The organism is Megasphaera vaginalis (ex Bordigoni et al. 2020), assembly GCF_900240295.1.
Lineage (GTDB): Bacteria > Bacillota > Negativicutes > Veillonellales > Megasphaeraceae > Megasphaera > Megasphaera vaginalis.
Window position 1 is genome coordinate 37990 of record NZ_OEQB01000004.1, and the last position, 21996, is coordinate 59985.

20 protein-coding genes are annotated in these 21996 nt (G+C 46.2%); 5 read left to right on the plus strand and 15 right to left on the minus strand.

What is annotated here, in order from left to right:
• Genes C0977_RS06000 through C0977_RS06010 form a run of 3 tightly spaced genes read right to left on the minus strand, consistent with a single transcriptional unit; the run spans position 1 to position 2330 of the window.
• Positions 1-1299: a nitrogenase component 1 gene (locus tag C0977_RS06000; RefSeq protein WP_101912763.1), complete on the minus strand. Its 1299-nt coding sequence runs from the start codon at positions 1297-1299 to the stop codon at positions 1-3.
• A complete protein-coding gene (locus tag C0977_RS06005) occupies positions 1289-2059 on the minus strand; it encodes an AAA family ATPase (protein ID WP_023054018.1) in 771 nt (256 codons plus the stop codon). Before C0977_RS06005 ends, C0977_RS06000 begins: the two co-directional genes overlap by 11 nt.
• A 16-nt stretch (positions 2060-2075) precedes the next feature.
• Positions 2076-2330: a TM1266 family iron-only hydrogenase system putative regulator gene (locus C0977_RS06010; protein ID WP_101912764.1), complete on the minus strand. Its 255-nt coding sequence runs from the start codon at positions 2328-2330 to the stop codon at positions 2076-2078.
• Between the two features lie 277 nt (positions 2331-2607).
• Here C0977_RS06010 and C0977_RS06015 point away from each other — a divergent pair, with 277 nt between their 5' ends.
• Positions 2608-2808: a zinc-ribbon domain-containing protein gene (locus C0977_RS06015; RefSeq protein WP_101912765.1), complete on the plus strand. Its 201-nt coding sequence runs from the start codon at positions 2608-2610 to the stop codon at positions 2806-2808.
• A 62-nt stretch (positions 2809-2870) separates the two neighbouring features.
• Here C0977_RS06015 and C0977_RS06020 read toward each other — a convergent pair whose 3' ends face one another.
• Together C0977_RS06020 and C0977_RS06025 are read right to left on the minus strand one after the other, a co-directional pair.
• Positions 2871-4016: an acyl-CoA dehydrogenase gene (locus C0977_RS06020; protein WP_101912766.1), complete on the minus strand. Its 1146-nt coding sequence runs from the start codon at positions 4014-4016 to the stop codon at positions 2871-2873.
• Positions 4017-4137: 121 nt separating this feature from the next.
• The gene (locus C0977_RS06025) at positions 4138-4920 is read right to left on the minus strand and encodes an enoyl-CoA hydratase-related protein (protein WP_101912767.1); all 783 of its coding nucleotides are present in this window, start codon (positions 4918-4920) and stop codon (positions 4138-4140) included.
• Positions 4921-5170: 250 nt separating this feature from the next.
• On the opposite strand from C0977_RS06025, the gene C0977_RS06030 reads away from it, so the two are divergent.
• Positions 5171-6637, plus strand: a complete 1467-nt coding sequence (locus C0977_RS06030) for a hypothetical protein (RefSeq protein ID WP_101912768.1) — start codon at positions 5171-5173, stop codon at positions 6635-6637.
• Between the two features lie 46 nt (positions 6638-6683).
• Here C0977_RS06030 and C0977_RS06035 read toward each other — a convergent pair whose 3' ends face one another.
• Positions 6684-8267: an acyl CoA:acetate/3-ketoacid CoA transferase gene (locus C0977_RS06035; protein WP_101912769.1), complete on the minus strand. Its 1584-nt coding sequence runs from the start codon at positions 8265-8267 to the stop codon at positions 6684-6686.
• 412 nt (positions 8268-8679) lie between these two features.
• On the opposite strand from C0977_RS06035, the gene C0977_RS06045 reads away from it, so the two are divergent.
• Positions 8680-10041, plus strand: coding sequence for an amidohydrolase family protein (locus C0977_RS06045; RefSeq protein WP_101912771.1), 1362 nt, complete (start codon positions 8680-8682; stop codon positions 10039-10041).
• 9 nt (positions 10042-10050) lie between these two features.
• Positions 10051-11418, plus strand: a complete 1368-nt coding sequence (locus C0977_RS06050; protein ID WP_101912772.1) for a solute carrier family 23 protein — start codon at positions 10051-10053, stop codon at positions 11416-11418.
• 99 nt (positions 11419-11517) lie between these two features.
• Here the strand turns inward: C0977_RS06050 and C0977_RS06055 are convergent, their stop codons facing one another.
• The 9 genes from C0977_RS06055 to C0977_RS11365 all read right to left on the minus strand — a co-directional run bounded on the left by C0977_RS06055 (position 11518) and on the right by C0977_RS11365 (position 20137).
• Positions 11518-13023, minus strand: coding sequence for an amino acid permease (locus C0977_RS06055; RefSeq protein ID WP_234987589.1), 1506 nt, complete (start codon positions 13021-13023; stop codon positions 11518-11520).
• A 199-nt stretch (positions 13024-13222) separates the two neighbouring features.
• Positions 13223-13951, minus strand: coding sequence for a CoA-transferase (locus C0977_RS06060; RefSeq protein WP_101912773.1), 729 nt, complete (start codon positions 13949-13951; stop codon positions 13223-13225).
• Positions 13951-14625: a CoA transferase subunit A gene (locus C0977_RS06065; protein WP_101912774.1), complete on the minus strand. Its 675-nt coding sequence runs from the start codon at positions 14623-14625 to the stop codon at positions 13951-13953. Before C0977_RS06065 ends, C0977_RS06060 begins: the two co-directional genes overlap by 1 nt.
• 119 nt (positions 14626-14744) lie before the next feature.
• A complete protein-coding gene (locus C0977_RS06070; RefSeq protein ID WP_101912775.1) occupies positions 14745-16136 on the minus strand; it encodes an FAD-binding oxidoreductase in 1392 nt (463 codons plus the stop codon).
• 21 nt (positions 16137-16157) lie between these two features.
• Positions 16158-17432 (minus strand): MFS transporter, encoded by a 1275-nt coding sequence (locus tag C0977_RS06075; protein WP_101912776.1) that lies wholly within the window; start codon positions 17430-17432, stop codon positions 16158-16160.
• Positions 17433-17583: 151 nt separating this feature from the next.
• A complete protein-coding gene (locus tag C0977_RS06080; protein WP_101912777.1) occupies positions 17584-18120 on the minus strand; it encodes a 2-oxoacid:acceptor oxidoreductase family protein in 537 nt (178 codons plus the stop codon).
• 12 nt (positions 18121-18132) lie between these two features.
• A complete protein-coding gene (locus C0977_RS06085; RefSeq protein ID WP_101912778.1) occupies positions 18133-18855 on the minus strand; it encodes a thiamine pyrophosphate-dependent enzyme in 723 nt (240 codons plus the stop codon).
• A complete protein-coding gene (locus tag C0977_RS06090) occupies positions 18855-19928 on the minus strand; it encodes a 3-methyl-2-oxobutanoate dehydrogenase subunit beta (RefSeq protein ID WP_101912779.1) in 1074 nt (357 codons plus the stop codon). The genes C0977_RS06085 and C0977_RS06090 overlap by 1 nt, the downstream gene beginning before the upstream one ends.
• An 11-nt stretch (positions 19929-19939) precedes the next feature.
• Positions 19940-20137, minus strand: coding sequence for a 4Fe-4S dicluster domain-containing protein (locus C0977_RS11365; protein ID WP_101912780.1), 198 nt, complete (start codon positions 20135-20137; stop codon positions 19940-19942).
• Positions 20138-20574: 437 nt separating this feature from the next.
• Here C0977_RS11365 and C0977_RS06100 point away from each other — a divergent pair, with 437 nt between their 5' ends.
• A complete protein-coding gene (locus C0977_RS06100; RefSeq protein WP_101912781.1) occupies positions 20575-21354 on the plus strand; it encodes an IclR family transcriptional regulator in 780 nt (259 codons plus the stop codon).
• Positions 21355-21996 lie beyond the last annotated feature (642 nt).

Sequence of the window (21996 nt, forward strand, 5' to 3'; positions counted from 1 at the left end):
TTATTCTCCTTTTCCTTTCTCCATCACCTTCTGCAGTGAACGAAACAGTTTCGTCACACCGGCATAGCCGAAAGGCTGCCGTTCTTCCGTCCACAGAACCCGGGCGGCGTCAGGATGATAATACGCCGCGTCCTTGCCGATCGTCGCCGTAACGGCGGCGTCAGGCTCATAGTACAGCATGGACGGAGATAAATTGGACATGATCTTCGTCTCCGGACTGAGCCGGGCCAGTTGGCGGATATAAACGAACCGTTCCGGCGTCACCGTGCCGTAAATCTCGGCCACGCGCAAACCGTAACGACAGAGCGCGACAGAGAGCTCGAACGGGTCGGCATTGGCCATTTCGCCGACGGCGAAAACGGTATCGCCGTGCATTGCCGTAAACAGACCGACAGCTTCCTTCGCTTCCTCAAAATAGGCCCCGTCATCAAAAGTCATCCCCAAGGCGTTGGCAAAAATCGCATATTGACGCCGGATCTTTTCGATGTCGTACAGCCTCGTCAATTCGACGCCCGGCATATGAAGCCGCTCCTGCAAATCCCGGGCGGCCAATCTTGACTCTTCGTGCAAAACGAGGTTGAAGTTGGCAGCTCCCATCTCCTGATATTCTTCAAATGTCTTACAACGGGAGATTTCCTGAATTTTTTTTACGCCTGCCCGGCGAAGTAAGGGATAAATTTCACAAGAATCGATGAGGGGAGAAAAGTATCCGAGAATATTGACATGATCCGCCTCTTTCGGCCGCTCCTCCAACAGGGAGTATACGGCCTGGCGCACGGCAACCATCGGCGGCTTCCGCCCCTCCCGCGTCAGGGCGTACATATAACACGGCACGACAGGCAGCCCCACAGCCGCCGCTGCTTTACGGCAAACCCGTTCCATATCGGTTCCCAACAGCGCATCGACACAGGTCAGACAGATCATGACAACGGAAGGGCGCGCTTCAAGACTGGCGCAGATTTCGCCGACGGCTTGCGGAAGTTTTGTCAAATGCCGTCCGGTAACGATATCGGTTTCATCCATAATATAAAAGAAAAAGCGCTCGCTGTAACCGCTCATTTCGCTGAGAATCGTCGTATTCCTGCCGCAGCAGCCGGGGCCGACGAGGAGCATGACCGAGCCGGGAATGGCAAGTCCGGCCCGTTTAACGCCGAACCCTTCGGCGCCGGGCGAATTAAAAGCCAATGCGGCCGGCGAATTATAAATCAGATGTTCCGCCGTAATAAACGCGGCGGGAATTTGTTCGACGCCTGCAGCCGCAAGATCGGCCGCTGTACAAACATAAGCTTTAGGTGTCATGATCGGCTCCCTTATCTGCCAACAGCGTCTTGGCAATGGTTAGGAAATTTCGGCTGATCGGCAATGACGGATCGCCTTCAATGACCGTCTTGCCGCTCTCTTCAAAGCGGATAATATCATCGCTGCGGGGAATATCGCCGATAATTTCCAGCCCTCGTTCAGCGGCAAAAGTCCGTACCTTTCGTTCTTCGTCGGGAATATTTCGGCGATTCAAAATGATGCCGCCCATTTTGGCGTAGCTTCTGTCGGCAAAATTGCAGACAGCGGTATAAATGTTATTAGCCGCATAAAGCGACATTTTTTCACCGGACGTAACAATAATGACGATCTCAGCGTAGCCTTCCCGGATTGGCGCGGCAAAGCCGCCGCAGACGACATCACCGAGAACGTCGTACAACACGACATCCGGCCCGTACTGCGCAAAAAGCCCCAGATCCTCCAGGAGACTGAACGTCGCCACAATACCGCGGCCGGCACATCCCAAGCCCGGCGTCGGTCCGCCCGTTTCAAGGCAGAGAACGCCGCCGAAGCCAATTTTCGACACCGCTTCGATAGACTCCGGTTCCATATCGAAATCGCGCATATAATTCATAATCGGCTGTACGGGCTGACCGCCTAAAAGGTTGAATGTCGAATCGGCTTTGGGATCGCAACCGATCTGAATAACCCGTTTCCCCAGAACGGCAAATGCCGCGGCAAGATTGCTCGTGATCGTCGATTTGCCGATGCCGCCTTTACCGTAAATGGCAATTTTTAGCATGAAAACTCCTTTGTGCCTAATCAGGCAAATTGGCATAAATCGTCTTCGCCGTAACGTGCGGCACCATGCCGAGCTTGCCGGCGACGGCGCTGATGACGGGCTGCGGCGCGTCGAGAACGATGCTGATGACGGAAATGTTCCGCTGCTGATATGGCAGCCCCATGCGTCCGATAATATACGAATTATAGGTATGCAGAATCTCATTCAGCGCTTCCGCAGCAGCGGGATCGCTGACGATGATACCGATCAGGGCAACACGCGTTTCTTCCATCTTATCCTCCTCGTCGCTTACAGAAAACACACAGAAAAACCCCTATGCGAAGGCATAGGGGTAGTGCGCGCATATAATCCCGCCTTCTCGCGGAGGACGAGCCTCCGTAGATCAGTACGATAAACAAAAAATCCGGTTTGCCGTCAGTCTCCGCTTTCGGCGTACCGCTTTCGTCAAGTATATCATGTCCCGGCGGCAGCGGCAACCGTTCCGCGCTTTCCATCCCGCGTAAATCATGGTATCATGAAAGAGACCCGTCGGCATTGGAGGTGATACGATGATTTGCAAAACCTGCGGTACCGAATTGCGGGACGGCGTACGCATGTGTCCTATTTGCGGCACCCAACAGATCACGCCGCCGCAGCCGCCGAAAAATATACGAAACAATCCCAAAATATTCACGAAAACAAGAGTCGTCAGTTTTCTCCTGATCCTCTTCTTCATCGGTGTCGGCCTCTGGCGTATGCTGACACAATAAAAAGAGACGGGCTCGGCAAAGAGTCCGTCTCTTTTTATCAACGATATCGGTCAATCACATGATTACCGGAGAATAGCACCGGAAATAATCATCTGCTGTACCTGATTCGTACCTTCATATATCTGTGTGATCTTCGCATCGCGCATATAGCGTTCAACAGGATATTCCCGCGTAAAGCCATAACCGCCGAATACCTGAACAGCATCTGTCGTTACCTGCATGGCTACATCGGAAGCATATTTTTTAGCAATAGCGGCATCCATCGAATAGGACTTCACATCAGGCTGCGACATTTTCCATGCCGCCTGATATACAGCCCAACGTGCCGTTTCGATTTTCAGCTTCATATCGGCAAGCATGAACGCAATCGCCTGTTTGGTAGCAATCGGTTTGCCGAACTGTACACGTTCTTTTGCGTATTTTACGGCTTCGTTATACGCGCCTTCGGCAATGCCGAGAGCCTGTGCGCCAACGCCGACACGACCGCCATCCAAGGTCATCATCGCGATTTTAAAGCCTTCCCCTTCTTTGCCGAGCATGTTGGCAGCGGGAACGCGAACGTCCTGGAAAACCAACTCGCGCTGCACAGATGCACGGATCCCCATCTTAACTTCTTTTTTGCCGTACGTGAACCCCGGGGTTCCTTTTTCAACAATGAAAGCACTCATGCCTTTAGCGCCTTTGGATTTATCTGTCGCAGCGAAAACGACGGTAACTTCCGCTTCCCCGCCGTTCGTATTGAAGACTTTGGCGCCGTTCAAAACGTAATAATCGCCGTCTTTAACAGCCGTCGTGGAGCCGTTCAAAGCATCTGTACCGGCATTCGGTTCTGTCAGGCCGAAGGCACCGAGGCTGGTACCTTGCGCCAACGGAACGAGATATTTCTTTTTCTGTTCCGGCGTCCCGAACTTCCAAATCGGCCAAGAGCAAAGCATCGTGTGAACTTCGAAGCTCAATGCAATGGAAGGATCAATTTTGGCAACTTCTTCGCAAGCAACCGCCAAGCTGAGAAAGTCGGCGCCGACACCGCCGTTTTCTTCTTCGTAAGGAATGCCGAGAAGCCCTAATTTACCCATTTCATCAACGATAGCCCGATCAAAAACTTCATTTTCGTCGCGGTCTTTTACGGTCGGAGCCAATTTCTTTTCTGCAAAATCTTTCGCAAGGTTGGCAATGTCCAATTGCATTTCATTAAGCTTAAAATCCATGTTAACTTATCCTCCTATAGAGTGAGTTTTTTCCTGTTGAACAGGTTTTATAAATTATTACGGCTTAAGCCAAAGACTTAAGCCGTAACCAGACTGAATCTATTTCGTTCAAAAACACATTTTATTTATCTGTAAAATGTTTTTCCCGTTTTTCAACGAATGCGGCCATGCCTTCTTTTTGATCATCTGTAGAGAAGCAAAGAGCAAATACTTCATCTTCATAAGCGATACCAGTAACGACGTCGCAGTTGATACCGCGATTGATGGCAGCCTTGGAGAGCTGAACAGCAACCTTAGCATTGCCGGCGATCTGGTTGGCAACTTTAAGAACTTCCGCCATCAATTGATCCTGCGGAACAACTTTGTTAACCAAACCGATGCGATATGCTTCTTCAGCGTTGATCATATTTGCGCGGAAAATCAATTCTTTACCATAGCCGCGACCAACGACACGGGGCAGACGCTGTGTGCCGCCGAAACCAGGAGTAATGCCGAGGCCGACTTCAGGCTGACCGAATTTGGCATTATCAGATGCATAACGGAAATCGCAAGCGCAGGCGAGTTCGCAACCGCCGCCCAGAGCGAAACCGTTTACAGCGGCAATAACCGGCTGCGGCAGGTTTTCGATGCGAGTAAAGGTATCTTGTGCAATTTTGCCGAAAGTACGGCCTTCAACAGGAGTCTTGGTGGACATTTCCACGATATCGGCACCGGCTACGAAGGATTTTGCGCCGTCGCCTGTAACGACAACAACTTTTACTTCGGGATCGACTTCGATCTTGCCAACGCAATCATTCAGTTCCATAACTGTTGCCGTGTTCAATGCGTTGAGAGCCTTCGGACGGGAAATCGTCAGAATACCGATAGAGCCTTGCTTTTCAAATTTGATGTTTTCATAAGCCATTTCACATGACCTCCTCTAAAGTAATATAAATGCGAAACGAGAAGTTAGACATATAAGAAGTATGCCTTAACCGTTTACGTATAGTATACCATGTTCCATATGGAACAAAACAGGACTGATTTGACTTTTTTTGCATAGTTTTGATTCAAAATACCGCTTTTGCTTGAGATATTTGCATAACGTGATAGAATAGAATATATGACTTGACTAATTATGCACTAATATATACGAAAGATGAAAGGGGATCTTCATGATTTCGGAAAGTTATGCTGCTACTTTAAAGCGATTGATTACATTCACGCAGACGAAATTCATTTCTCTTGCCGACATCGTCGGATATGACATTTCTTACGTCAGCAAGTGGAGTAACGGAACCAAGCTTCCCTCTTCCAAATATGTCGAACGAATCAATGAAGAAATGGGGCACTATTTCGCCGATATCATCATCAGCAAAAAAAAGGAGGAGGCGTTCTACAAATCTTTTCCGATCACGCCGAATCCGGAAAATCTCGGTTTTGAAATCGGGCAGTATCTTTGTGCCGCCTACAGAGCGACAGTGCGACAAAAAAGCACGCCGAAAAACAAGGAAACGAAATCCGCCGTCCGCGTCATTACAGGCTTCCACGATACGGCGACATTTATTACCGATGCCCTGCAAAAAGGCATCCAAAGTCTGGAAGGCGACGGTGAACTCTTAATCTTCGGCGAATTTTGCAACCTCTTCGATGCCGGCTTTTGGAAAAACTTCAACAACATCAATCTGGGCATGTCGAACCTAGCCGTCCATGTCGGCCTTGACTTGGAACGCCTGGAAAAAAATCCCGCTTACATCACGCACATCTACACTATTTTAAACCGTTTCCTGGATATTGATTTTTCCTTTTATGATGCCAAGGATATTCAGAACACGAATCTCATCATTTTAAAAGATATCTTCGTCATTCAATACGCCATGACGACGCCGGCGCGTTTCAACATGTGCACCTACATTTACGACGAAGCCATGGTCCGGGATATTTATGAGAAATTCAGCTTCAATGCGAATGAAAAAAAGCGGCTCCTCTTCCCCGTCAACTCTCTGGGCATGGACGAGCTGGGATTTCGCTCATCTTTCTATGCGACGAATCGCTTCTTCTGGTTTTTGACAAACGGATTCGACTTTCTTTTGCCGCATGCGGTTTTCGAAAACATCATGCAGAGCGTCCCGCCGGAACAGGCATTCTCCGTAACGCGGCTTTGCGTGATGTGGGAAGAAATCCTGGGCAAGTCGGAGATGGATTTCATCGTGCCGGCGACGTCGCTGATCCGCTATCTGGAATCAGGGTATATCTACTTGACCGACATTGAATATAATCTGACCGTAGACGAACGGAAGCAACATTTCAAAACCGTGACGGACACGATGAACAAGAACAGCGCGATTACGATGGGGACGCTCCTGTCATCGCCAGAAACAAGCTCATACTGCGGCGGCAATCTTTCTTTTTACTCGAACTATTCGACAGGCTTCCTGAAAAAGAACAGGCAGTATATACGCAATAAGGCGAAAGCGTTTTATATGATCGTCGACGAACGATTTCACGCGATTCTGCTCAACTCATTCCAGAGCTTAAAAGCGCTGCCCCAGTATCAACAATATTCGGCCGACGAGCTTACGGAGAAATACGAACTGTACAAACCGCTCATTGAGCGAACGCTGCTGTTAAAAAAAGGATAAATAAAAGGTCTCCTTTACGGAGACCTTTTTTTATTATTCTGACCGGTTATTTAGACAGGTCTTCTTTCATTTTTTTCAGCCCCATCAGTTTATCATCAAAGATATACGCAGGCATGAGTTTAACGTCATCGACAATCGGCTTGAACCCCATCTGATCGAGGATATCTTTTTGCAAATCAACGCCGGGAGCGATTTCCGTCAAGTGAACGCCGTCTTCTTTCATTTCAAACACAGCGCGTTCCGTAATATAGAGGACGTGTTGTTTATGCTTACGGGCATAGCTGCCGCTGAAGGTAATATGATCGACAGTCGGTACGAATTTCTGTACTTTACCTTCCTGTACGATATGCAGTTCGCCGTCTTTGATTTCTTCTTTCAACTTACCCGTCGTAAAAGTACCGCAGAAGACAACGGTCTGCGTATTCTGCGTAATATTGACGAACCCGCCGCAACCGGCAATACGCGTACCGAATTTGCTGACGTTGATATTACCGTCTTTATCACATTCAGCCAAACCGAGACAAGTAAGGTCCAAGCCGCCGCCATCGTAAAAGTCGAATTGGACGGCTTGATCCATATAAGCTTCTGCGTTGACGGAAGCACCGAAGCGAACGCCGCCCAGAGGCACACCGCCAATGGCGCCGGCTTCGACAGTCATCGTCAGCGAATCGCCGATTCCTTCTTCATTGGCAACAGCCGATACGAGTTCCGGAATCCCGATGCCGAGATTGATAACAGCTTCACTGCTCATGTTCAGCAGCAACAAGGCGGCGCGACGGGCAATAACCTTTTTCGCATTGAGCGGAGCCGGTTCCAAAGCCTGTACGGGAACGGTGATTTCGCCCGTTAAAGAAGGATCGTATTCGCAATCGAAAGATTGCTGATGTTTGCTCATATCTTCAGTCACAACGACATAATCGACATAGATACCGGGAACTTTGACAAGCTTCGGATCAAGCGTGCCGCCTTTGACAACTTTTTCGACCTGCACGATAACCGTGCCGCCGCTGTTATGGACCGCCTGTGCCAACGGCGTGGCATCAAGCGGGGAAACTTCCTTGGACAGCACGACATTCCCCCATTCATCGGCATACGTGCCGCGAATGAATCCGACATTCATGTCCATCCGGGGGTAGAAGAGCTGATCTTGCCCTTCAATCTGGATAACTTTGACGAAATCATCCTTCGTTACGGCATTCAATTTACCGCCGGTTACACGGGGATCGGCAAATGTTTCGAGGCCAACACTGGTAATCGTGCCAAGCCGATGCGCGGCAACGTCGCGGAAATACTGCGATAACGTTCCTTGCGGCAGATTATACGCCTGAATTTTGTTTTCATTAACCAACTTCTGTAAAGACGTAACGGCATTCCAGTGACCGAGGATCGCTTTTTTGAGCATACCTTCATGGGCAAAATGATCCCCGCCGCGGCCGTCCGTATTTCCCTGCGACGCCGCATAAATCAACGTCAAGTCCCGCGGTGAACCGGTTTCCAAAAAGCGTTCTTCCAAGGCGCTGGTCAACGCTTCAGGCTGCGCCGAACCGACAAAACCGTTACTCGTAACAACGTCGCCGTCTTTAACCAAGGCGGCAGCTTCTTGAGCTGTAATAATTTTCACTTGTTTCATCTCGTCCATCTCCTAATGTTTGTGATATGGCAATGCATGTATGGTATGCATTCATTATATAGAAATCTCATTTGAATGCCAGACAAGAAGACTGGACAATTTTGTACCAAAAAAACAGCTTGAATTCCACAAAAGTCTATTGGTGTCGAAACCATCGCTTCTTTTAGCGTAAATGTATTGCCATCGCCGCCTTTTCCCGCCGCTTTTATCAGGCCCTTCCGGCAGTTGACTTTTTTATCCTTGTCGCCGTTAACGAGAAGTTCCTGTTCAATGGGTCGATAAAACCGTCTTTCATGCCATCCGGTCAACAAAGGCATCGGGAGAAACAAACGGACTCATCCGTCTTCCCCGAAAGCGATAAACGTGCTATATTATGTGTATTATTTTGTTTGACCCGAAGAAGGAGTCTATCATGTCATACCGCTTCGTCATCAAAGGAACCGCCTTTCACAGTCTGACGCCGGAAACCTTTGAAGTCCTCGAAAACCATCTCTTCTGCGTCGATCGAAATGGCACCTTGGCAGCAGTTCTTCATCCCGCAGATTCATCTTATGCCGTTGAATTGGCTGCAGCGAAGGCCGCCGGCATTCTGCGCTGCCTGAAAGAAGGCCAGTTTTTGCTGCCCGGCTTTATCGACACCCATCTGCACGCGCCGCAGTGGGCGCAAGTAGGCAAAGCGCTGGATGCCGATCTGCCGATCTGGCTCAACGACTATACGTTTCCTTTAGAGGCCGCCTATACGGATCTGGATTTCGCGGCAAAAATTTACGCCGACCTGGTAACGACACTCCTTGCCAACGGCACGACGACAGCGCAGTACTTCGGTTCCGTCGACAACGAGCCGAATAAGCTCTTGGCCGATCTCTGCGCCGCTAAAGGACAACGGGCCTTCATCGGCAAGGTCGTCATGGATTTATCGACGCAATGTCCCGTTTATTACCGCGACGGTTCAGCCGACACCGCCCTGGCGGCAACGGAAGCGTTTCTTACCTACACGGCACGACTAAACCGCCGTACGCCGCAGGATATCGTCGGCGTCGTCACCCCCCGTTTCATCCCGACATGCAGTGATGACGTTCTTTACGGCCTCGGCCGGCTGGCAGCCGAATACGACGCACCTATCCAGTCACACTGTTCCGAAGGAGACTGGGAGCAACGCCACGTCAGCGAACGCGTCGGCATGAGTGACACAAGAGCCCACGAAAAATTCGGTCTGCTTACCGACAGAACGACGCTGGCTCACTCGGTCTACTTAAGCGACGAAGACGCCGCCTTGTATCGGGAAAAAGGAACCGCCATCGCCCACTGTCCCCTGTCCAATATCCTCTTCGCCAACGCCGTCTGCCCGGTAAAAAAGCGGCTGGATCAGGGACTGACCGTCTCTTTGGCGACGGATTTATCGGCAGGCTATACCCCGTCCATGTTCGACGCCATGCGTCAGGCAATCCTGTCTTCGCGAACCTTGCAATACGGCATCGATTACCGTCTCGCGCCGGAAAAAAGAGGCGTCGCCGACAGCACCATCGATTTTCGTCACGCCTTTTACATGGCTACCGCCGGCGGCGCGAAAACGCTTCATATAAACTGCGGGCAATTCAAAAAAGGCTTTCATTTCGACGCCTTTATTTTTGACTGCCAGGCGCCGCTGAGCAACAGCCGCTATTACGAAAACGACAGTCTCACGGCCATGCTGCAAAAGATCATCTTCACAGGAAACCGCCAGAATATCGTCGCCCTCTGGGTACAAGGTCGGCAAATTATTCCATTCATTTAGGAGGAACACATGTCAACAGAAGAAACCACAACACCACATTATGAAGGCTCGCTACTGGTTCGTCCCAACGAACCGCTGCCGCCGCTTCAAGCGTTGCTTTTGGGATTGCAGCATCTCTTGGCTATGGATATTTACGTCGTCCCCTTCATCATTGCCGGTATGTTGTCCCTGCCCCTGGCGGATTCGGCCTTTCTGATCCAGGCCACTTTCATCGCCAGCGGCTTGGGAACGCTGATTCAATCGCGCTACCTGATGAAGTTACCCGTCGCTCAAGGCCCCTCCTATGTCCCCATCGGCGCCATCGCCGGCATTGCCGCCGCTACAGCGCCGGGATTGGACGGCCTCAGCGCCGTTTTCGGCGCCGTCCTCGTCGGCAGCCTCGTCGTTTGCCTTCTCGGCTTTACCGGCGTCGTTCGTAAGGGAATCAACTACTTCGTGCCGCCCCTTGTCGGCGGTACGATCATCTTCATCGTCGGCCTGTCACTGATTCCCATCGGCCTTAAAGATAACATCTTTACCGTCCACGGTGCCGGCACGATTACGGAAAATATCCTCCTCGCCCTCGTCTCCGGCGGTGTGCTGACGCTCTGCGTCATGCTCGGTCTCCACTTCGGCAAAAAAGGCAATTGGCTCCGCATCGGCTCCGTCATCATCGCTTTGGCCGCCGGTTGTATCGTTGCCGCCTCCATGGGCCGGTTTTCTCTGCATGCCGTCGCTGCCGCGCCGTGGTTCTCCGTCCCTCACGTCGCCTTTGTCAACGTTCCCGTTTCCTTTGATCTCCCGGCGATCATTACGATGATCCTCATCTACATCGTGCTCCTGGCCGAAACAACGGGAACTTGGTTTGCCGTCAGCTCCGTCATTGAAGAACCGCTGACGAACCGCCAGCTCGACAGCGGCATACTCGGCGAAGGGCTGAGCTGCTTTATCGGCGGACTCTTCGGCGGCACGCCGGCAACAGGCTACTCTACCAATGCCGGTCTGATTTCCATCACCGGCGTTGCCAGCCGCCACGCATTTTACGGCTGCGCCTTCTGGATGATTATCTTCGGACTCTCCAACAAGCTGGCGACGTTTATCGCCTCCATCCCGACACCGGTTATCGGCGGCGTCTTCGTTATCGTCTCATCCATCATCGCCCTCAGCGGCTTCCGCGTCATCAGGCAACTGGAACTCAACGAACGGAACATGTTCGTCATCGGCCTGCCGGTCATTACCACAATGGCGCTCTATCTCCTGCCTCAAGATTACGTCGCTACCTTGCCGCAGCTCGTTCGTTACCTGCTGAGTTCCACCATCGCCACCGCCGCTATTGTCGCCATCATCCTAAACAAGCTCTTACCGAAAGAACTCAATTTGTACCATCATGCAGACTGACAAAAACGCGGCCCCCCTGATAAAGGGGACCCGCGTTTTGTCATTCGAAGTAAAAAGAACCACATAAAATGAGTTTCCGTAACCATTTCCGCCTGTCTATTATAGTGGTTTTCCTTTCATATGTATTCGGCTGAAATCAATATCCTTATACGCAACCCATCTTGTCTTATACTTCTTTTTATATAAGGCATACATACCGATAAACAAAGGAATGATCCCGTAATTGGATAAAAACGTAAACCACGTGAAATTTTCTTCTTCAAAAATCCACATGTTGGCAAAAAAAATTAAGCCCACAGTTACGACCATCGCCGCAATTTGTCCATACGGATAAAACCGTGATCGATACGGAAGCCGCTCCAATGAATATCCCTGAAGTACATAAGCCTTACGAAAACGGTAATGACATAAAGCGATGCCAAACCAGGCGATAAACGTAGTCACACCTGAAATATTGACCAGCAACGTATAAATATGTCCTGATCCGATAGTCGAGGAAAAGAACGCCGTACAAGCAACCAGCGTATTAAACAACAAAGCCCAAAAAGGAACGGAAAACCGGTTCACCGCGGCAAGTATTTTCGGCGCTTTACCTTCACAAGCCATGGCGTAGAGCATTCGCGTCGACGCATACATCAACGAATTTCCGGCCGATAAGACGGATGTCAAAATAATGGCATTCATAAAGCTCGCGGCAAACGCCATTCCGGCACGATAAAAAATCATTGTAAAAGGACTATACGCAATATCCGTTGTATTCGTTTTCAACAGATTCGGATCATTAAAGGGAATGAAAAAGCTGATAACGATAATCGTACAGACATAAAACGCCAAAATACGCCAGAACACGGCACGCGTCGCTTTCGGTATATTCACCGCCGGATTCTCCGATTCACCGGCAGTAATACCGATCAATTCCGTCCCGGCAAAAGACCAGCCTGCAATAAACAAAACCGTCAAAAAGCTAGACATGCCCCCAATAAACGGACCGGCTTTACCGCTTTCATTATCAATCATACAAATATTGGAAAACCCCGGCGCCTCGCCGCCTATAATGCCGAAAATCATCAATACACCGGTAATGATAAAGATAATAATCGTAAAAACCTTAATTCCGGCAAACCAAAACTCTGACTCACCATATACACGGGCAGAAAATGCATTGAGAATAAAAATCAGACTGAGAAAAAGAAGGCTCCAACATACAGCGTTCGCGTCAGGCAGCCAAAAGCTGACAATAATTGAACCGGCCACAATCTCTGCCGTAACAGTGGCAATGCTCATGAGCCAATAATTCCATCCTAAAGCAAATCCCAAAGCCGGATCTACATATGCAGACGCGTACGTTTCAAATGATCCGGATAACGGAAGCGTCGTTGCCATTTCTCCTAAAAACGACATAAGAAGATAAACGACGATTCCCATAAAAATATATGAACAGACGGCACTGCCGGCACCGCCGAGACTGACCGCTTCTCCACTTAACAAAAATAACCCCGTACCAATAGCGCCGCCGATTGAAATCATCGTGATATGTCGACTTTTCAAATTCCGTTTTAATCTATAATCATCCGGCGACATTGCCGATCCCTTACAGCCCTGCATACCCATACCTCCTCACTTTCATTATGATCTACCGGCGCGAGTATCTTCGGAGGCTGCGCCTGTTTATCGGAATCTATTTTTTAATTAATAGCACCTCTGATTGCGGATATTGCGTTAAATCCCCAATGAAGGTATTTGTTTCGCTGTATTACGGCCCCTTAGCGCTGCGCGTTGAGACACTTTAACACTATTGCACCTGCTATATCAACATCTCGCCGATCTTGTCGGCAAAAACGACGTCGCCGTCAATGGACGAAAGAATTTCCTCTTTCGTCACACCGGGGTATACGTGCGTAATCATGAAATGATGATCTGCAATTTCGGCAATACATTTTTCCGTTACGACGGTAGATATGCGATGCAACGCCGTTAAGGGCAAATTGCACTTTTTCATCAATTTTTTCGCACCATCGCTGGCCAAGATCGTCGTTGCCACAATAACTTTTTTGGTCCCCGTCACGATATCCATCGCACCGCCCATGCCGGTAACCATTTTGCCAGGCACCATCCAATTCGCCAAATTCCCTTCCTGATCTACCTGCATTGCGCCTAAAACGGCCAGATCCAAATGGCCGCCGCGTGACATGGCAAAAGAGGTCGTCACATCGAACACACAGCCGCCGCGCATTAAGGTAATGGGAAATCCGCCCGGATCCACCAGATCCTTATGACCTGCAAAATGGTTCGTCGTGTCCCCTTTATGCGCTTTTTCCCAAGACAGAAACCGTTCCGGCGTCGAAAAAATGTCATCACTCGGTATCTTACCGGAAATTCCGGCGGCCCCATTTTCCCCGTGCAAAATAATCTGCATTCCTTCAGGCAAATAATTACTCACCAACGTGGGAATGCCGATGCCCAAGTTGACAAAATCACCGTCATGAAGCATGACCGCTATATTTTTTGCAATAATTTCCTTTCGATTACTCATTACAAAATATCCTCCTCAGCTTCAACGATGTAATCCACAAAAACGCCCGGAAGCTGTATATGATTAGGATCCAATACGCCTGGTGCAACCACTTTTTCAACTTCCAAAACGACAATATCCGCCGCCATAGCCATAATGAAATTATAGTTCTGCGCCGTGTATTTAAAGACAGCATTTCCCAAAGAATCTGCCATGTACGCTTTCACAAATGCAATATCGGCATGAAGCGGCAGTTCCAGAAGATACGTTTCTCCATTAATTACTTTCGTTTCTTTTCCTTCCGCTACGACAGTACCGACACCGGTTTTTGTATAAAAACCGCCGATACCGCTACCGCCGGCTCGTATTTTTTCAACAAAGGTTCCCATAGGATAAAAAGTAATATCCAACTTACCATCCATATATAAATTCCCGGCCTGCGGATTTTCGCCAATAAAACTGCAAACGGCCGAAGCGATTTGCCGGTTCTTGACTAAAACACTCAGCGTTTCATCATAGCCGCGTCTAGTCACGCCCAAATCATCAGAAATCGTATGCAGTCCAACCACTCCCGATTCGCCCAAGGCACGTATCAAATGCCGCGGCGAGCCGGTCTGGCTGAAACCGCCAAACATAATCGTTGAGCCGTTTTTTACAATAGAAACGGCCTTCTCAAGATTAACAACTTTATCCATACGAACTCCTTTTTATGAATATTTTCTGTCCAAAGATGCCGTACAGCCTGGTCCGACTTGAGCCAGGCTGTACGGCATAGTGCTACGACTCATCATGTGACAATTACAAGCCTTATTTCTTAATCCAAAATTACTCCAGGATTTAGAATTCCATTAGGATCAAAAACTTTTTTAATCCCCTTCATTAAAGCCAATACTTCTTCCGAATATTGTAAATTCATATACGCTTTCCTCGTTTTTCCAGTTCCATGCTCTGCTGTCACGGTTCCTCCATATCGCAATGCAGCTTCATAGATTTCACGACGCATATCATCTGCCCAAATAGGAACATTTCCTTCACTATCACGTAAAATGAAGTTATGGAAATTACCGTCCGCAACGTGACCTACACGAGGTGATGTTGTTCCGTATTTTGCAGCAATGCGATCTATATCTTCCAATAAATCATTAACATGACAAACCGGAACCGCCGTATCTAGAGAATCAACAAAAACTGGTTTAAAAATCTCATACATTGCTGAACGTACATCTAATATATTTTTTTGATCTTTCTTATTTTCAGCAATAACACAATGTAACGCTCCATTTTTTGAAGAAATATTATCAATTTGTTCTGCAGTTTCATACAACTCATCTTCAGTCTTTGCTTCCAACATGTAAATAATATCAACAACGCCTTCGTCATGTAGTGGCCAGATACCATTGATGGATATAGCGGTTTTAACTGCAATTTCTCTATCCATATATTCGACAGCTAATGGGATAATACCAGATATCTGTGTCGCCGCAACACAGTTAACAGCCTCTCTTGCACTTGGAAATGAAACAACCATTGCCCCTGTATTTTCTAAACGAGGATATAATTTAAATGTAACTTCCAATATAATACATAACGTACCTTCCGAACCAACTAAAAGATGCATTAAATCATACCCCATATTATTTTTAATAATTTTTCCTCCAAGTTGGACAATTTTTCCTGATGGCAGACATACCTTTAATCCTTTTACATAATTACGCATGATCCCATGTTTAACCGCTCTAACTCCTCCAGCATTTTCAACAGCTAACCCTCCGAGTTGAGCCCCTTCATCACCTGGATGACAGGGAAAATATAGTTCATGTACATTTTTATCCAAATATTCATTTAAGTCATATAACGTAACTCCAGTTTGTGCCGTCACCATCATTCCGGTACGATCAACTTCTATAATTTTATTGAAACTTTCCATAGATACAATGACACTAGGCATAGTTGGAATAACAGCCCCACAAGCACCGGTTCCTCCTCCTCGAGGAATTACCGGAAATCTCAATTCATTGGCAATCTTCATAATTTCCGATACATGTTCATATCTGGTTGGACGAACAACTACACAATCCGCACAAGCCTCTGGTCTTACTTGTTCTTCAGTTTCATCATATAAATATCTTTCTACATCTTCACTTTTATAAAAAACATTTTTATTACCACATATGGTATTTAATCTGTCTATTATTTCCTGTCTCATATAAATTGCTCCCTTCTGTTTTTATATATGACTATGACGTTTTTTATACAATGTAATAGCAATAGAATTAATAACTCCAATTGCCATTACAATTGCTGCAAATAAGAAAATATAATCAAAGCCTTGATTTCCATATGTATCTAGCCAATACCCATATAGAACAAAAATGAATAAATCTGGACAATAACCTAGACAACAAACAATTCCAGACGTTGATCCTGCATATTTACGAGGAATTTTTAATTCACTAGGAACAGCAAACATGGATCCACGTGCCATATACGTTAGTATTCCTAAAAAAATTGTCAATGCAATTAGTATTGTAGGGTCTGTATGTTTCGGCAAAAACTTAAATATTAATACACACAGAATTGCCCCGCCTAAAGAAAGTCCAATAACAGAAGAGAGTGAATGAAATTTATCTCCCAGCCATCCTCCTAAGGGAGCTCCAATAAATCTCGTTCCATAAGTTCGCATGATTGCGACACTCCCAGTAAATACTACAGACGCACCAAGTACTTTACTAAAATACGGAGTGTAATATGATAAAGTACAATACATTGTATATGTTGCAAAAACTGCAATTCCAGACATCCACGTACGCGGATCTTTCAAAATGTCTATCCAACCAGAAAACCCCATTTTTTCATCTACAATTTCGCTATCACTCACTTCTTCTTTCTCAATAACAGGTTTAGGAATCAGAAAATAGAGACAAATTAACGTAATAATCCCTATAACAGCATAGCAAATAATTGCCGCTCTTAACCCATTAATACCATACGCATCAGTAGCAAACTGAGTAAAAAAATATAAAGCAATAAAGTTGACGATTACGTTACCAACACCGCAAAAAGCCTCAACGAATCCAAAGATAGTTCCTTGTTGTTCTTCGTTACCAACGAGTCTACTTAACTTAATATGTGCCGGAAAATATAAAAACAATCCTGCAAAAGCAAACCCGGCCCATGTAAATAGAGCAAATGTATAATTCATATTAAAAGCAAATAAAATGTTTAATATGCAAATTGCTCCAATTCCAATCATATAAATTGTTTTTGTATTAAATCGATCGCTTAATAAGCCTCCAAAAGCTGCTAATATATTGCCAATGCCAAAAATAGTAATTAAATATCCTAGTTGTTGCTGTGTACATCCTAATGCAGATACTAAAGAATCATAGAAAACATACTGTATAAAAGGAGTTGCATATACGACCGTATATCCTAATCCTAAGAAGAAAATGGTGAGCAACTGTTTCGGCGACAAACGTAATGATACTTTTTGGCTAGACATATGCATCTCCCCTTATGAAACGATCCAGCAAATATACCCATATAAATCGATACTTATTGCCGACGGTTTAATACGATCCATTCGTTTTGAAAATTGCATACGATTCACTCCTTTTCAATGTAAATAATTTTCCAGTGACAACGTTATCACATCATGCATTGTATCCGGCCATAAATACTTCCACATTTTTCTGATTGAATTTACCTTTCCCCTTGTTTTCAAAGAAGTCACACATGGATTTGGTGAATTCTTCCAATGAAAAAATGTTCGTTTCTTTTATCATTTTACCGAGCATGCAAATATTGGCGTTTTGTGCGCTGTTCAAGGCTTGTGCCAATTCTGTAACAGGGGCCTTAACAACAGAAATATCATTACGGTATACCCGGGATTCTTCAATAAGCGTGCTGTTGACCAGTAAAGTTCCACCAGGAACCATTGCTTGCTCAAAACGATCGACTGCCGGCGAATTCAGACAGATAAGGATATCCGGATGATCCGCATAGGGACTGGCTATTTTTTCATCACTGAAAATAATATTACAATTTGCTGCACCGCCGCGCATTTCATTGCCGTAAGAAGGAAACCACGTTGCATAGAACCCCTTCTTATATGCGGCATATAAAATAATTTTACCTGCCGTCAGAACACCTTGACCGCCAAAACCGGCACAAACCATTCTATGAATCATACTTTCATCTCCTTATTTATCGATTACTTCACCCATCTCATACCGCTTCGCCAAACATTCATCAATATGCTTCATCGCCTGCACCGGCGTCATCCCCCAATTGGTAGGACAAGGTACCAGTACTTCTACTAACGAAAATCCTTTATTGTCCCGTTGTTTTTCAATCGCTTTACGTACAAACCGCTTCGTTTTCATGACATTGGCAGGAGAGGATACACTGCTCCTGGCCAGATACGCAATGTCCAAATTCCGCATGACATTGAAAACATCAAAATCCAAGCCGTGTTCCTTGGTGCGACCGCCAGGTGTAGATACGGTTACTTGCCCCATTTGTGTCGTCGGTGCCAATTGTCCGCCCGTCATGCCATAGACGGTATTATTCATAACAAAAAAAGTAACATTTTCATTACGTGTCGCAGCCGCCATGGTTTCCCCCAAACCAATAGCGTACGCGCCACCATCGCCTGCAATCGTAATGGCATATTTATCAGGACGCACTTTCTTTTGAGCCGTAAGAGCCGCTCCCATTTTACCGTGTGGCGGTACGATGGCATCAACATTCATCCAAAATTGGAATTGATGATTACACCCGATATCGGAGCACATAATCGTATCACTGATAATATCCATTTCCGTTAATACTTCTCCCAAAATACGATCGAATATACCATGACCGCATCCTGCACAAAATCGATTTTCTGCATAAAATAACGCCGGGGCTTTTCTTGCAACCATTAGAATACCTCCTCTTCCCGCTTATTCCCGTTAATAACATCTGTGGCAAAAGCGATTACCTCATCTATTGTCGGAACATTTTGAGCACAAGCCATGGCATACGTAGGGAACTTATTTTTACATGCAATAATGACATCTTCCCGCATTTGTCCCATCATGTTCATTTCCACTGTAATGAGCCCTTTACAAGTAGCGGGAACATCTGCAAAAGCTTTACGCGGATACGGCCATAAAACTTTCGGACGAATAAGTCCCAGCTTCACACCATGCTTGCGCGCTTCCCGAACAGCCCCTTCCGCTACGCGAGAAGAAATTCCATAGGCGACAAAAACGGCGTCTGCATCCGTAACCGCAATACTTTCCCAACGTTGTTCTTCCTCCATGACGTGCCGCATTTTTTTAATATACCCGGCATTCCATTCATCTAAATCTTGGAAATATGTGATGTCCGTAATTACCTTATGGTTTTCACCCGGCTTGACACCTTGACAGGCCCAAGGTTGATTCATATCATATTCTTTCATGGGCCGCACTTCGCAAGGCTCCACCATCTGCCCAATCGTCGCATCGGAAAGGAGCAATACAGGATGCATCCATTTTTCCGCTAAATCAAAAGCCTCATAGGCCATATCCATACATTCCTGAACGCTGTTCGGCGCCAGCGTAATCAGATGGTAATCACCGTTACCACCACATTTAACGGCTTGCCAATAATTATCCTGACCGGCCCCGATGAACCCGTCTCCGATACCGAATCGCTGTACGCAGGCTACAACTCCGGGCAGTCCGGCAGATACCCAATAGGCAAGACCTTCCTGATAAAGCGAAAATCCCGGTCCGGAAGTAGACGTAATGGCTCTTGCCCCAAGCGCCCTCGCAGCAAAGGTCATGTTAACACTAGCAATCTCAGACTCCCCCTGGACAAAGGAACCACCTACTTCCGGAAGCCGCCATGCCATCCATTCCAAAATTTCGGACTGTGGGGTGATAGGGTATCCGGCAAAAAAACGACAGCCGCCACGAACGGCCCCCTCAGCTAACGCTTCATTTCCCTTGATTAACAGTTTCTCCATAATTTATCCTCCTAAAAAATTTCATACACAAGATCCGGACACATGGCATAACAACTACCGCACTGTACACATTTTTCTTGATCCGCCTGGACGACAACCACGCCTTTTGCATTTGTTTCCTCGGACAAATGCAAAGCGCCAACTTTACAGTTGGCGATACAAAGGTAACAGCCTTTGCACCGTGCCGTGTTCATGCTCATTTTTTCCATTTATATCAACTCCTTTGGGTTATGAAATAACAAACACTTTGCAACAAAATACCGTATTGATTTCGACTATCTGAAAATGATGACGGCTTTCATAAAACTATCTGTTCATCATCCAAATCATTTCAAAAATCGGCAGCGCCCTTTTGTTCTATTTAATAGAACTTAGTTCTGATAATACTCCGTTCGGTAAAGTCGTCTTATGGTATAAGTAAAGTTTATCAGTGGTTCTATTTAATAGAACCTTGTTCTGTTATTGTTTAAAATAAAAAAGTTTACTTATGGTTTAAATAATAGCATACATAAAATGATTTTTCAACATAATTTTGCCAAAAAATAAAGAATGCTGTATGATTGTCTACAATGACATGTGAATACCTTCATGTATCTGAAATAAAAACGGCATAAGAAGGATATTTTTCTCAGGAGGACTTTACAGCATGAATTATAAAGACTCGGTCATCATCACATCCGTCAGCAGGTCACTTGATATTTTACAATATTTACACAAGAAAAAGACGGAGACATCACTAACAGAAATCGCTTCAGATCTGGGGTTATATAAAAGTACCGTTTTTAGGATGCTCTCCACATTAGAAGCGAAAGGATTTGTAGAACAAAATAAAGAGACCGGTAAGTATGCTCTCGGTATTAAATTATTTATCATCGGCGCTTCGCTGAATAACCATTGGGAACTCATTAAGTTTATAAAGCCCTTTACTCATCAGTTAAATAAAACATTCAACGAAACCGTCAATGTCTCCATTTTAAGCAAGAACGCAGATCATCTGTACCAGAGCGCGATTATTTATCAGGAAACGAGTGTCCGTGCCGTCAGCGCTAACTCCGGTATCAGCGTCGGCGCATATCGGGATTGTTATTGCTGCGCCGTCGGCAAATGTTTACTTGCCTTCTCGGAAAATGTTGACCTGTCCGCATATACTGATGCCAGTTTTAAAAAGGCGACAGAGAAGACGATTTCTTCCGTATCCATGCTGAATGATGATTTAAAAAAAATTAAACAACAAGGTTATGCCATTGATGATGAAGAAGGTGAAAAGGATCTATTTTGTATAGGGATCCCGATCATTTCTGGTGATGTCGCCATTGCGGCAATGAGTCTTTCCGGTCCGAAAAACCGAATGAAAGACGACACGTTACCGGAAAAAATTGAATATATGTTGGGCTTGAAGCGAGAAATCGCTCATGCCTTGACGTAACGATAGGAAAAGCGGCACTGCGTATGCAGCGCCGCTTTTCCTATTTACAGTCGAGATCCCGTATACAATTAACGCCTCCCGGATGTAGGGTGTTATCATGTTCCAGAACAGCAGCTCCGCCGCTTGTATTTTACTGCCCCATCTTATTATCTTGCTGCTTGTGCAGCACCGTCCAGCACTTCATTGTCTGGCTGCCGCCGCCCTTTAGCCAACAGGAGTCCGCTATGCCGGCGCTTTTTCCATAACAGTTTATACTGTACGATCATTTTTTGCCTTCTCCCTTTGCCGATTTTTTATGATAGAATCGTTACCAACTGCTAATATTTTGCAATATATTACTATTTCAAAAAATACTGAAGAAAAAAGGAGAAGAAAACTTTTCCAATCTGTCCTAAAAAATGATAAAATACGGGTAGAAATACTATACGATTTTTATCTGCTTATATGAGGAATCGTTTCCCGTGTAAGGTAATACGACTTGCGTTTATGCGGTATACCCTCTTTTATGCCAGATACAGATTGATTCGTATTTTAAGCTCCCTATTCACATTTATAACAATAAGAAGAAATCATTCCTTTTTAAGACATAATTTATGGTAATAGTTTGTTTTTTTCTTATGTCATAATTGTATAGACATTATT